Raw genomic sequence first — 11,759 nt, forward strand, 5'->3', positions numbered from 1 at the left:
CCGGGGCGTTCGACCGACCCCCGGTTACTCCCCGGTAGCGGGTGTGGGATGTTCGACACCCCACGTCGAGACGGCAGGGCTGCCGTCAGGAATGAGGACCCATGCGCTTGCACCTGTCGCCGGAGGACCGGGCCTTCCGGGACGAGATGCGCACCTTCTTCACCACCGCGGTGCCGCAGTCGATCCGGGACGCGGTCGCTGCCCACCGGGAGCTGACCAAGGAGCAGTTCATCGAGGCCCAGCGCGCGCTCAACGCCGCCGGTCTCGCCGTGCCGCACTGGCCGGTGGAGTGGGGCGGCCGGGACTGGACCCCGCTGCAGCGCCACATCTGGCGCGAGGAGATGCAGCTGGCCGGCGTCCCCGAGCCGCTCGCCTTCAACACCAGCATGATCGGCCCGGTCATCGCGACCTTCGGCTCGCAGGAGCAGAAGGAGCGCTTCCTGCCCGCCACCGCCAACCTCGACATCTGGTGGTGCCAGGGCTTCTCCGAGCCCGACGCCGGCTCGGACCTGGCGTCGCTGCGCACCACCGCGGTGCGCGACGGCGACGACTGGGTGGTCAACGGTCAGAAGACCTGGACGACGCTGGGTCAGCACGCCGACTGGATCTTCTGCCTGGTCCGCACCGACCCCACCGCCGAGAAGCGGCAGCGGGGCATCTCGCTGCTGCTGTTCCCGATGGACACCCCCGGGGTGACGCTGCGGCCGATCGAGCTGCTCGACGGCGGCTTCGAGGTCAACGAGGTCTTCTTCGAGGACGTCCGGGTGCCGGGGGACCTCCTGGTGGGCGAGGAGAACCACGGCTGGGACTATGCGAAGTTCCTGCTCGGCAACGAGCGGGTCGGCATCGCACGCATCGGCGCGACCAAGCGGATGCTGATCGAGGCCAAGGAGCACGCCCGCGGCATCACGGTCAACGGGGCCCCGCTGTCGGAGGACCCGTACATGACCGCCCGGATCGCCGAGCTGGAGAACGAGCTGCTGGCGCTGGAGCTCACCGCCCTGCGAGTGGTGGCCAACTCCGCCGGCGGTCGGCCGCACCCGGCGTCCTCGGTGCTGAAGCTGCGCGGCTCGGAGCTGCAGCAGGCCGCCACCGAGCTGCTGGTGGACATCGCCGGCCCGCTGTCGGTGGCCTCCTTCGCCGACGACGAGTCCGACGTGCCGGAGTGGGCGCAGGTGGCGACGCCGTCGTACCTGAACTACCGCAAGGTCTCCATCTACGGAGGCTCGAACGAAGTGCAGCGCACCATCATCGCCGGCTCGATCCTGGGGTTGTGAGGTCACCGTGGAGTTCAGCTACGACGACGAGCAGAACGGTCTCCGGGAGGCAGTGAGCGCACTGCTGGCCCGGGCGTACGGCGACAGCGAGCAGCGCCGACGGGTGGCCGGCACCGACCCGGGCTTCGACGAGAAGACCTGGGGCCAGCTGGCTGAGATGGGCCTGCTGGGGCTGCCGTTCGCGGAGGCCGACGGCGGCATGGGCGCCGGTCCGGTGGAGGTGTCCATCGTGGCCGAGGAGATCGGCCGGGTGCTGGCACCCGAGCCGTTCGTGGAGGCCGTCGTCCTCGCCGGTGGGCTGGTGTCCGACCTGGGCACCGACGCTCAGCGCGCCGAGGTGCTCGGGGCGCTGGCCGAGGGCACGCTGCTCCCGGCCTTCGCGCACACCGAGGTCGGCTCCCGCTGGCAGGCCTCGGCCCAGTCGGTCACCGCGACCGAGGTCGGCGGCGCGTGGCAGCTGACCGGGGTCAAGGAGCCGGTGCCGCACGGTGCCCGCGCCGACCTGCTGGTGGTCAGCGCACTCGTGGACGGCGCGACCCGGCTGTTCCTGGTGCCGGGCGACGCCGAGGGGCTCACCCGCACCGGGTACCGCAACCACGACGGCACCCGCTCGGCGAAGGTCGCGTTCGCCGGCACCCCGGCCCAGCCGCTGGGTGAGGGCACCGCCGACCAGAGCGCCGCCATCGAGAAGGCGCAGGCCCGCGCGCGGGTCGCCTACGGGCACGAGGCGCTGGGGGCGATGGAGACGGCGCTGACCACGACGGCGGAGTACCTCAAGGCCCGCAAGCAGTTCGGGGTGCCGCTGAACAAGTTCCAGGCGCTGACCTTCCGGGCGGCGGACATGTACGTGTCCCTGGAGCTGGCCCGCAGCACCGTCATGTGGGCGACCCTGGTCGTCGACGCCGACGGTGACGTGGTCGCCGCGGCCGACCGGGCCCGGTTGCAGGCCAGCCGGGCGTCGCGGCACATCGGCAAGGAGGCGATCCAGCTGCACGGCGGGATCGGCGTCACCGCCGAGTACAAGGTGGGCCACTACACCAGCCGGCTCACCGCGATCGACCACCTGCTCGGCGACGGCGACTGGGCCCTGGCCCGGCTGGCCGGCTCGGTCGCCGAGCACCAGACGGTCGACGCCCTCCAGTAACCAGTACCCGCTCGACAGCGCCCCTCGGCCCACCCGGCCGGGGGGCGCTGTCGCGTCCGGGGGCGGGAATGCACCCGGGTGCCGTACGGTTCCCCGGAGTAGTAGTTGCACTCTCAACAAGTGCGGCTCAGACGAGAGGGAGCACGAGATGCAGTTCGGGATCTTCACCGTCGGCGACGTCACCCCCGACCCGACCACCGGCCGGGCCCCCACCGAGGCCGAGCGGGTCAAGTCGCTGATCACGATCGCGCTCAAGGCCGAGGAGGTCGGGCTCGACGTCTTCGCCCAGGGCCAGCACCACAACCCGCCGTTCGTGGTCTCCTCCCCCACCACCACGCTGGGCTACATCGCCGCCAAGACCGAGAAGCTGGTCCTGTCGACGTCCACGACGCTGATCACCACCACCGACCCGGTGAAGATCGCCGAGGACTTCGCCACCCTGCAGCACGTCGCCGACGGCCGGGTCGACCTGATGATGGGCCGGGGCAACACCGGCCCGGTCTACCCCTGGTTCGGCAAGGACATCCGGGACGGCATCCCGCTGGCCGTGGAGAACTACCAGCTGCTGCGCCGGTTGTGGCGGGAGGACGTGGTGAACTGGGAGGGCCAGTTCCGCACCCCGCTGCAGGGCTTCACCTCCACGCCGCGCCCGCTGGACGGCGTCCCGCCGTTCGTCTGGCACGGCTCGATCCGCAGCCCGCAGATCGCCGAGCAGGCCGCGTACTACGGCGACGGCTTCTTCCACAACCACATCTTCTGGCCGCCGGAGCACACCGAGCGGATGGTCGAGTTCTACCGCCGCCGGTTCGAGCACTACGGCCACGGCAGCGCCGACCAGGCGATCGTCGGGCTGGGTGGCCAGGTGTTCATGCGGAGGAACAGCCAGGACGCCGTCCGCGAGTTCCGCCCCTACTTCGACAAGGCGCCCGTGTACGGCGGCGGCCCGTCGCTGGAGGAGTTCACCTCGCAGACCCCGCTGACCGTCGGCTCTCCGGAGCAGGTGATCGGGCGGACGCTCGGCTTCCGCGACTACGTCGGTGACTACCAGCGGCAGCTGTTCCTCATCGACCACGCCGGGCTGCCGCTGAAGACGGTGCTCGAGCAGCTGGACATCCTGGGCGAGGAGGTCGTGCCGGTGCTCCGCCGCGAGTTCGCCGCGCTCAAGCCGGCACACGTGCCGGACGCGCCCACCCACGCCAGCCTGGTCGCCGCCGCCGGCGGCGGGCACAACAGCACCGTGCACGCCGCCGACGACGTGACCGGCCGGACCGTGGAGACGGCGGCGCAGGCATGACCACCCGCACCCTCGCCGTCGTCAGCGCCGGGCTGAGCGACCCCAGCTCGACCCGGCTGCTGGCCGACCGGCTCACCGCCGCCACGGTCGAGGCGCTGCGCGCCCGCGGGGAGGACGCCACCGTCGAGGTGGTGGAGCTCCGCGGGCACGCCCGCGACCTGGCCGACAACCTGACCAGCGGTTTCGCCAACGGGTCCCTGCAGACGGCGATCGACACGGTCGTCGGCGCCGACGCGCTGATCGCGGTCACCCCGGTGTTCTCCGCCTCCTACAGCGGCCTGTTCAAGACGTTCTTCGACGTCCTGGACAAGGACGCGCTGACCGGCAAGCCCGTGCTGCTCGGCGCCACCGCCGGGACGCCGCGGCACTCGCTGGTCGTCGAGCACGCGATGCGCCCGCTGTTCGCCTACCTGCGGGCGGTCGTCGTCCCCACCGGCGTCTTCGCCGCCGCGGAGGACTGGGCCGGCGGCGGCGTCGACCGGTCGCTGGCCGGCCGGGTCGAGCGGGCAGCCGGTGAGCTCGCCGGGCTGGTGAGCGGTCGCCCGGTCGCCAGCCGGCCGGCCGACCCGTTCGCCGACCCGACCACCTCGTTCGAGGAGCTGCTGAAGGGCCGCTGACCCGCACCGCAGCTCGACATCGGGCTGGGAGCTGTCTCCGCGTCCCGGAGGCAGCTCCCAGCCCGTTCTCGTCGCGCTACCGCCGTCGGGCAGGATCCGGGGATGACCCCGCCGACGTGGTTCACCCAGGCCCTCGCCCAGCAGCCGGAGCACCGGGACGTCGTCGTCTCGGGCGCCCGGGTGCACTACCGGGCGTGGGGGCCGGCCGGGGCGCCGGGGGTGGTGCTGGTGCACGGCGGTGCGGCCCACTCCGGCTGGTGGGACCACGTCGCTCCCCTGCTCACCGGCCGCCGGGTGGTCGCCCTCGACCTGACCGGGCACGGCGACAGCGACCGGCGCGAGGACTACGACCCGCTGCTGTGGGCGCGGGAGGTGGTGGCCGTCGCCGCCGACGAGGGCCTCGACCGGCCGGTCGTCGTGGGCCACAGCATGGGCGGCTGGGTGGCGGTGACCGTCGGCGTCGAGCACCCGGGCGACATCGGCTCGGTCGTCGTCGTGGACTCCCCGCTCAACGACCGGCCGCCGGACGAGCGCCGACTGCGGGAGCGCCGCCGGCCGCACCGGGTGTATCCGGACCCGGACGAGGCGCGGGCCCGCTTCCGGACCCTGCCGCCGCAGGACGTCCTGCTCCCCTTCGTCCGCGAGCACGTGGCCGCCGGCTCGCTGCAGGCCGTCGAGGGCGGCTGGACGTGGAAGTTCGACCCGGACTTCTTCGGCACCCGGCTGCGGCTGCGCGACCTGCTGCCCGGCGTCGCCGTCCCGCTGACCTTCCTGCGCTGCGAGCACGGGCTGGTCAGCCCGGAGATGGCCACCGAGATGGTCGGGCTGACCCGGGCCGGGATGCCCGTGGTCGACCTACCCGACAGTGGCCACCACCCGATGCTGGACCAGCCGCTCGCCCTGGTCACCGCGCTGCGCACGGTTCTCGCGCTGGGCGGTGACCGACCCCGCTGAGGCGCCGGTCGAGCTGCCGCAGGAGTGGGTCAGAGGCAGCGGTACAGCGCCCGCCAGAACCCGTCCATGCCGTCCTCCGGCCCGGACATGCCCCGGTTGGTGAGCAGCACCGCGACCAGGTCGGCGGCCGGGTCGGCCCAGCCGGTGGTGCCCGTCCCGCCGTCCCAGCCGAACCGGCCCGGCTGCGCCCACGGCTCCCCCGGCTCGACCTGCACACCCACCTGCAGGCCCCAGGAGCGGCCGGCGCCGAGGAAGTCGGCGGCCTCCACCCGCTGCGCCGTGGTCAGCGCTCCGGTGGTCATGGCGGCCACCGATCCTGGGCTCAGCAGCGGTCCGCCGCCGTCGGCCAGCGCGCCGAAGACGGCCAGCACGTCCGGTGCGCTGGAGACCAGCCCGGCCGCCAGCCCCTCGAAGACCGGCGGCACGGACGACCGCCCGTCGGCGGGGTCGAGGAGCTCGAACCCGTCGCCGGCCGGCAGGTACGCCGGGCCGAGCCGCACGGGGTCGGTCGCCCAGAAGCCGGTGTCGGCCAGGCCCAGCGGACCGGTGATCCGGGCGCGCAGCAGGTCGTGCAGCGGGCACCCGGAGACCCGGCTCAGCAGCACCGAGAGCACCTCGGTGCTGAGGTGGTACAGCCAGCTGGCCCCGGGTTGCGCGGCCAGCGGCAGCTCGCCCAGCCGGGCCAGGTACTCCTCCGGCGTCAGCTCCGGCGGGAGCGGACCCGGTCCGAGGCCGGCCCGGTACACGGCCTGGTCCAGCGGCGAGTCGTCCCACAGCCCACCGAAGCCGGGCGTGCCGGTGAGCAGGTGGCGGACGGTGATCGGGCGGTCAGCGGGCACCGTGTCCGTGAGGGCGCCGGCCCGGTCGACCAGCACCCGCGGTTCGGCCAGCTCCGGGAGCCACCGCCCGACCGGGTCGTCGAGGTCCAGCAACCCGTCCTCGACCAGCGACAGCGTCAGCACCCCGGCGAACGGCTTGGACAGCGACGCCAGCCGGAACAGCGAGTCCGGACGCACCCGGGTGGTGCCCCCCAGCTCGAGGGAGCCGCCGGTGTGCACCTCGACCTCGCCGCGGTACCGCACCGCGGCGGCGTAGCCGGGCAGCCGGCCGCGCTCGACCTCGGCCTGCAGCTCCGACCAGACGGTGACGAACCGGGACAGGTGGGTCATGCCGGCCTCCGGCGTCCGAGGGACGGCGCACCCGGCGTCCGAGGGACGGTGCGCTCAGCAGGGAGGACGGCGGCGGCCGGCGGAAGTCATCGCGCCGGCCGCCCGGAACCTCAGGCGGTGGTGCCCTTGCCGGAGGACCGCTGCGCCTCCGGGGCGTCGGCGCCGTCCTCGCCGAGGTGTCGCTCGAAGTGCGGCGGGACGACGAGGTCGGCCGGGCTGAGCTCGTCGATCGAGCGGTGGCCCAGGCCGACCAGGGCCGAGCCGAGGCCGTCGCGCAGCAGGTCCAGCACGTTGCCCACCCCGGCCTCGCCGTTGGCGGCCAGGCCCCACAGGTAGGCGCGGCCGATCATCACGGCCCGGGCGCCGAGGGCGAGGGCCTTCGCGACGTCGCCGCCCCGCCGGATGCCGCCGTCCATCAGCACCTCGACCTGCTCGCCGACCGCCTCGACCACCGCGGGCAGCGCGCGGATCGCCGCCGGGGTGCCGTCGAGGTTGTTGCCGCCGTGGTTGGACACCGAGATCGCGGTGACCCCGGAGTCCACGGCCCGCTTCGCGTCGTCCACGCGCATGACGCCCTTGAGCATGAACGGCCCGTCCCACTGCGAACGCAGCCAGGCGACGTCGTCCCAGCTGGGCATCGGGGAGGCGTTCCACATGCCGTAGGCGCCGAAGAACGTCGGGGGCTCCTCCCCTGGGGTGGCGACCATGTTGGGCACGGTGAGGTCCGGGATCTTGCCCGTCTTGGCGAAGTCCCACAGCCAGCGCGGCCTCAGCAGCACCTGGGGGGCGTACTTGCGGGCCGCCTCGAAGTCGATCTTCTCCGGGATGAACGGGCTCCCCCAGTCGCGGCCGTAGGCGAACGACCAGTCCAGCGTGGCGATCATGCCGACCGCGCCGGCGTCCCTGGCCCGCTGCATCCGGCCGAGCATCTCCTCACGGGTGCCGACCCAGTACATCTGGAAGAAGGTCTGCGGGTTGGCCGCCACGACCTCCTCGATCGGCTTGCTGGCGAAGGAGGACAACCCCATCGCCACGCCCCGGGAAGCGGCGGCACGGGCCACGGCGACCTCGCCCTCGGGGTCGACCGCCTGCACGCCGGTCGGGCTGATCATGATCGGCATGGACACCTGCTGGCCCATGATCGTGGTGCCCAGCTGCCGCTCGTTGCTCAACCCGGCGGTGTGCGGGGCGAACCCGAGCTCGGCGAAGGCGGCGAGGTTGTCCTCCGCCGTGAGCCCGCGCTCGGAGCCGGCCACCAGCGCCCCGTAGACGCCCTTGGGCAACCGCCGCTTCGCGCGCCGCTGCGCCTCCGCCACCGATTCGAACCACGCGTTCGCCACCTGCGGACCCCCTGCTGCTCGCCTCGTCCCGGGCAACGCCGTCGTCGCCGGGGTTTGCCGTCGCGGAGCCGGCCGGTCCACCGGCGCGCCACGTGGCACTGAGTGCCACCCTAGCGGCCGGGGGTGGCCTGGGACACAGCGCGCCGGTCAGGCGTCCTTGATCGCCGAGACGTCGAACTCCACCTGGATCCGGTCGCTGACCAGCACGCCGCCGGTGTCGAGGACCGCGTTCCAGGTCAGGTCCCACTCGCTGCGCTTGATCGCCAGCGCACCCTCGAAGCCCACCCGCATGTTGCCGAACGGGTCCAGCGCCGAGCCGGTGAGCGTGAAGTCGATCGAGACCGGCTGGGTGACCGCCTTGATCGTGAGGTCGCCGGTGACCCGGTAGACGTCCCGGTCGACCTGCTCGACCGACGTGGAGACGAACACCATCTCGGGGTGCTGCTCGATGTCGAGGAAGTCGGCCGAGCGCAGGTGCGCGTCCCGGTCCGGGGTGCCCGTGTCGATGCTCGCGGTGGCGATCCGCAGCTGGACGCTGCTGGCCGCCGGCGTCGCGGTGTCCAGGTGGGCGGTGCCGGAGAAGTCGGTGAAGGCACCCCGCACGGTGGTCACCATGGCGTGCCGAGCCCGGACGCCGATCCGGGTGTGCGTGACGTCGATGGTGTAGTCGCCGGTGACGTCCGTCAGGGCGCTGGTGGCGGCGTCGAAGTCCGTCGCGGCGCCCTCGGGTGCGCGGTGCTTGCCCACGGGTCAGCGCTCTCCTCGTCTCGGTGGTCGAACCCCTCGATCCTCCCCGATGGTCCCGCGCCGGCGCACAGGAGGGCCACCCGCGCGGGGGCCCGGACGCAGCGAGGCCCGGGTCCAGCCGGACCCGGGCCGCGCTGCGTCACACCCGTGGCTCAGTACCAGCCGGTGGCCTTCGAGTGCGACCACGCGCCGCACGGCGAGCCGTAGCGGTTGTTGATGTAGATCAGCCCGGCGTCGATCTGCCGGTAGCCGTCGGAGGTCTTGGCGATCCCGGTGCTCTTCCAGGTGGAGTCCAGGAACTGCGGAATGCCGTAGGCGGTGCTGGTCGGGTTCTGGGCGTTCGGGTTCCAGCCGCTCTCCTTGCCCCAGAGGCTCTCCAGGCAGGAGAACTCCGCCTGGTCACCGCCGAGCTTGCCGAGGGCGTAGTCCTGGAACGAGCCCGAGCCGGACGAGGCGGCCGGGGCCGCCGGCGCCCGGGCGGGAGCGGGGGCGGCCGGCGCGGGCGCGCGGGCGGCGGCCCGCTGAGCGGCGGCCGCCTCCTCCGCGGCCTCGGCCTCGGCGGCGGCCTGGGCCTCGGCGGCGATCCGGGCCTCCTCTGCGGCCTGGGCCTCGGCGGCCAGCTGCGCCGCCTCGGCGGCCTGGGCGTCCAGCACGGCCTGGTCGGCGGCGGCCTGCGCCTGGGCGGCGGCGACCTGCTCGGCCTCGCGCTGGCTGCGGTTGGCGGCCAGCTGGCCGAGCCGGTCGGTCAGCCGCCCGTCGACGAGGGCGGTCGCGGTCTGCTGCGAGCTCAGGTCCAGCTGGGCGGCGACGCCGGCGGGCTCGACGGCGGCCTCGGCCCGGGCGTCCGGCTCACCGCCGACGAGGACGTTGACCAGGATCGCGCCGGCGGCGGCGACGCTCAGATACAGCGTCGGTCGACCCAGCCCACCGGGGGGCTGGCGCCGACGGGTCTGCCGGGCGGTCGGGGCGTCACCGGTCGAGAGCAGTGGGAGCACCTCGGTGGTGGGCAGCTGCTCGTCCGACGAGGACGCGGTGGTGCGACGGGACATGAAGAGAAGGGCTCCGTGGGTCTTCCGTGGCCGCCTACCGAGTCAGCTGACGGGTTCGGGCGGGAAGCGGCCCTACCCGGCCGGGCGGTTGCCCGGGCGGGATTCACCCCAGTGGTGCGGTGGGTCCCCGGTTCGCTGCGGGCAGCGACTCGGCGGCATCCGGTGCGGGCTCCCCGGGTGGGGACGAGACGTCCGACCGGACCTGGCCAAGGTAGAGGCCGTGACCCGGCCGTGACAATGCCCGGGGCCGTCTTTCGTCGCCATGTGCCACGGCTCGCACCCGTCGGTGGGGCGCGGTCGGAGCAGAGTGACAGCTGGGGCCGGTGGGACGGCGCAGGTTCAGGGGAGCCGCCACACCGTCGTCCGGCGCACCGCGCCCCCGGCGGCGTCGGGCACGTCGTACTCCGCCTGCGCGAGCAGGCCCTCCTTCGGGACATACGCGCGCCCGGGGTCGCCCAGCAGCACGGTGGCCCCGCGCAGCCAGGCCGCACCGAGGAAGGGCAGCACCCGGGCGGTCATCTCGCGGTCGTAGCAGACGTCGCCGGCCAGGACGACGTCGATCGCCGGCAGCTCCTCGTCCAGCACGTCGCCGACCACGTCGATGCCGGTGACCCCGTTCACCTCGGCGTTGAGCCCGACCGCCGCGTGCGAGTACGGGTCGACGTCGCTGGCCAGCACCCCGCTCGCCCCGGCCAGCACGGCGGCGACGGCGACCAGGCCGCTGCCGGCCCCCAGGTCGAGCACCCGGCGGCCGGCGACGAGCTCCGGGTGGTCCAGCACGTGCCGGGCCAGCGCCTGGCCGCCGGGCCAGGCCGCGGCCCAGAACGGCGGGTCCTCGCCGGCGCCGCCGCCCTCGGTCTCCATCGCCTCCCAGAGCGCGACGACGTCGTCGGCGACGTGCAACTGCACCTCGGGGACGAGCGACGGGCGGTCCAGCCGGGTGTGCGCCCGCAGGAAGGCCGGTGGGACGGGGTGCGGGACCGCCACGCGGGTCAGTCCTTGCGCTGGCTGCGCACGACGGTGACCGGGCACGGGGCGTGCCGGGTGACCTGGTCGCTGACCGAGCCGAGCAGCAGGCCGGCGAAGCCGCCCCGCCCGCGGGCACCGACGACGAGGAGGTCGGCGTCCTGGGCGGCCTCGATCAGTGAGCGCACCGGGGCCGCGTGCACCACGTGGCAGGTGACCCCGCCGGCCCGCTCAGCGCCCAGCACGGCCCGGACGTCGGCCTCCAGGTCGGCCTGCACCGCCTGCTCGTACTCGCCGATGGGCGGCACGTAGCCCGGCTCCCAGCTGGCCGGCTGCGGCGCGGTGGCGATCCGCCAACCGCGGACGACGTGCAGCGGCCAGGAGGCGCGCTCGGCCAGCCCGGCTGCCCACTGCAGCGCCTCCTGCGCGCAGTCCGAGCCGTCGTGCCCGACGACGACGCCCCCCGCGACCACGGCGCGGGTCGACACCTCACCCTCGACCGCGGCGAGCTCGGTGGCCGCCTCATCCCGCTCGGCCGCGAGGGCTGCGTTCTCCGGCTGGTCTCCTGGCTGCTGCGTCAACGCCGTCTCCTGTGCTCGTGTGCGTGTGCTCTGCCGGTACCCGGCACCGACACAGCTTCTCCTACCCGCCCGGTGGACGGCAGGGGCGGAGGGCCCGTCCGGCCCGTGTCGCCCGGCCAGCGGGCTCGGATCGCGCCGGAGGCCGCGCTGCTCTTCACTGATCATGAGCCGGCACACGCCGGCAGGAGCTACTGGATCAGAGGAGGAACGGCAGCCATGGAGCACTTCACCATCGCCACCGTCGCCGAGGAGAGCGCCGACTTCCGTCGGGTGCTGTGGACCGGCGAGCACACCCAGCTGGTGATCATGACGATCCCGCCGGGTGGGGAGATCGGCGAGGAGGTGCACGAGGAGATCGACCAGATCCTCACCTTCGTCAGCGGCACCGGTCAGGCCGTCGTGGGCGGGCAGAAGAAGAACGTCGCCCAGGGTGACCTCGTCGTCGTCCCCGCCGGCAAGAAGCACAACTTCCTGAACACCGGCGTGAACCCGCTGGTGCTCTACACGGTCTACGGCCCGCCGGAGCACGCCGACAAGGCCGTGCACAAGACCAAGGAGGAGGCCGACGCCCTCGAGGAGGCCGGCAAGGACGAGCCGCCGACCAGCTGACGCCGGGTCGTG

The 11,759-nt window shown here is 73.8% G+C and carries 12 protein-coding genes and 1 riboswitch; of the genes, 6 read left to right on the plus strand and 6 right to left on the minus strand.

Annotated elements, in window-relative coordinates; genetic code table 11:
• Positions 1-101: 101 nt before the first annotated feature.
• From O2W53_RS12945 to O2W53_RS12965, 5 genes are all read left to right on the plus strand, one after another.
• Entirely contained in the window at positions 102-1,277 is a 1,176-nt protein-coding gene (locus tag O2W53_RS12945; RefSeq protein ID WP_269163449.1) for an acyl-CoA dehydrogenase family protein, read from the plus strand.
• A gap of 7 nt (positions 1,278-1,284) precedes the next feature.
• Positions 1,285-2,421, plus strand: a complete 1,137-nt coding sequence (locus O2W53_RS12950; RefSeq protein ID WP_269163450.1) for an acyl-CoA dehydrogenase family protein — start codon at positions 1,285-1,287, stop codon at positions 2,419-2,421.
• A gap of 148 nt (positions 2,422-2,569) precedes the next feature.
• A complete protein-coding gene (locus O2W53_RS12955; protein ID WP_269163451.1) occupies positions 2,570-3,715 on the plus strand; it encodes an LLM class flavin-dependent oxidoreductase in 1,146 nt (381 codons plus the stop codon).
• Complete coding sequence (locus O2W53_RS12960) at positions 3,712-4,332, plus strand: FMN reductase (protein ID WP_269163452.1); 621 nt, start codon at positions 3,712-3,714, stop codon at positions 4,330-4,332. Before O2W53_RS12955 ends, O2W53_RS12960 begins: the two co-directional genes overlap by 4 nt.
• A gap of 102 nt (positions 4,333-4,434) precedes the next feature.
• Positions 4,435-5,286: an alpha/beta fold hydrolase gene (locus O2W53_RS12965; protein WP_269163453.1), complete on the plus strand. Its 852-nt coding sequence runs from the start codon at positions 4,435-4,437 to the stop codon at positions 5,284-5,286.
• A gap of 29 nt (positions 5,287-5,315) precedes the next feature.
• On the opposite strand, the gene O2W53_RS12970 is transcribed toward O2W53_RS12965, so the two are convergent.
• From O2W53_RS12970 to O2W53_RS12995, 6 genes are all read right to left on the minus strand, one after another.
• Entirely contained in the window at positions 5,316-6,455 is a 1,140-nt protein-coding gene (locus O2W53_RS12970) for a serine hydrolase domain-containing protein (RefSeq protein WP_269163454.1), read from the minus strand.
• A 110-nt stretch (positions 6,456-6,565) separates the two neighbouring features.
• Positions 6,566-7,795 carry a pre-mycofactocin synthase MftD gene (gene mftD / locus O2W53_RS12975; RefSeq protein WP_269163455.1) on the minus strand — a complete coding sequence of 410 codons (1,230 nt, stop codon included), beginning with the start codon at positions 7,793-7,795 and terminating at the stop codon, positions 6,566-6,568.
• Between the two features lie 147 nt (positions 7,796-7,942).
• Entirely contained in the window at positions 7,943-8,542 is a 600-nt protein-coding gene (locus O2W53_RS12980; RefSeq protein ID WP_269163456.1) for a YceI family protein, read from the minus strand.
• 152 nt (positions 8,543-8,694) lie between these two features.
• The gene (locus O2W53_RS12985; protein ID WP_269163457.1) at positions 8,695-9,591 is read right to left on the minus strand and encodes a transglycosylase SLT domain-containing protein; all 897 of its coding nucleotides are present in this window, start codon (positions 9,589-9,591) and stop codon (positions 8,695-8,697) included.
• 16 nt (positions 9,592-9,607) lie between these two features.
• Positions 9,608-9,756: riboswitch (cyclic di-AMP (ydaO/yuaA leader) on the minus strand.
• A 174-nt stretch (positions 9,757-9,930) separates the two neighbouring features.
• Positions 9,931-10,578: a class I SAM-dependent methyltransferase gene (locus tag O2W53_RS12990; protein ID WP_269163458.1), complete on the minus strand. Its 648-nt coding sequence runs from the start codon at positions 10,576-10,578 to the stop codon at positions 9,931-9,933.
• A 5-nt stretch (positions 10,579-10,583) separates the two neighbouring features.
• Positions 10,584-11,138: a universal stress protein gene (locus tag O2W53_RS12995; RefSeq protein ID WP_269163459.1), complete on the minus strand. Its 555-nt coding sequence runs from the start codon at positions 11,136-11,138 to the stop codon at positions 10,584-10,586.
• Positions 11,139-11,354: 216 nt separating this feature from the next.
• On the opposite strand from O2W53_RS12995, the gene O2W53_RS13000 reads away from it, so the two are divergent.
• A complete protein-coding gene (locus O2W53_RS13000; RefSeq protein ID WP_036335220.1) occupies positions 11,355-11,747 on the plus strand; it encodes a cupin domain-containing protein in 393 nt (130 codons plus the stop codon).
• The last annotated feature ends 12 nt before the right edge of the window (positions 11,748-11,759 follow it).

This window comes from Modestobacter sp. VKM Ac-2978, from assembly GCF_026968025.1.
In the GTDB taxonomy this organism is placed as follows: domain Bacteria; phylum Actinomycetota; class Actinomycetes; order Mycobacteriales; family Geodermatophilaceae; genus Modestobacter.

Excerpts from the sequence above, each read along its gene's own strand:
- O2W53_RS12945 (WP_269163449.1), top strand. The coding sequence starts at position 102 with ATGCGCTTGCACCTGTCGCCGGAGGACCGGGCCTTCCGGGACGAGATG.
- O2W53_RS12955 (WP_269163451.1), top strand. The coding sequence starts at position 2,570 with ATGCAGTTCGGGATCTTCACCGTCGGCGACGTCACCCCCGACCCGACC.
- O2W53_RS12960 (WP_269163452.1), top strand. The coding sequence starts at position 3,712 with ATGACCACCCGCACCCTCGCCGTCGTCAGCGCCGGGCTGAGCGACCCC.
- O2W53_RS12965 (WP_269163453.1), top strand. The coding sequence starts at position 4,435 with ATGACCCCGCCGACGTGGTTCACCCAGGCCCTCGCCCAGCAGCCGGAG.
- O2W53_RS12970 (WP_269163454.1), bottom strand. The coding sequence starts at position 6,455 with ATGACCCACCTGTCCCGGTTCGTCACCGTCTGGTCGGAGCTGCAGGCC.
- O2W53_RS12985 (WP_269163457.1), bottom strand. The coding sequence starts at position 9,591 with ATGTCCCGTCGCACCACCGCGTCCTCGTCGGACGAGCAGCTGCCCACC.
- O2W53_RS13000 (WP_036335220.1), top strand. The coding sequence starts at position 11,355 with ATGGAGCACTTCACCATCGCCACCGTCGCCGAGGAGAGCGCCGACTTC.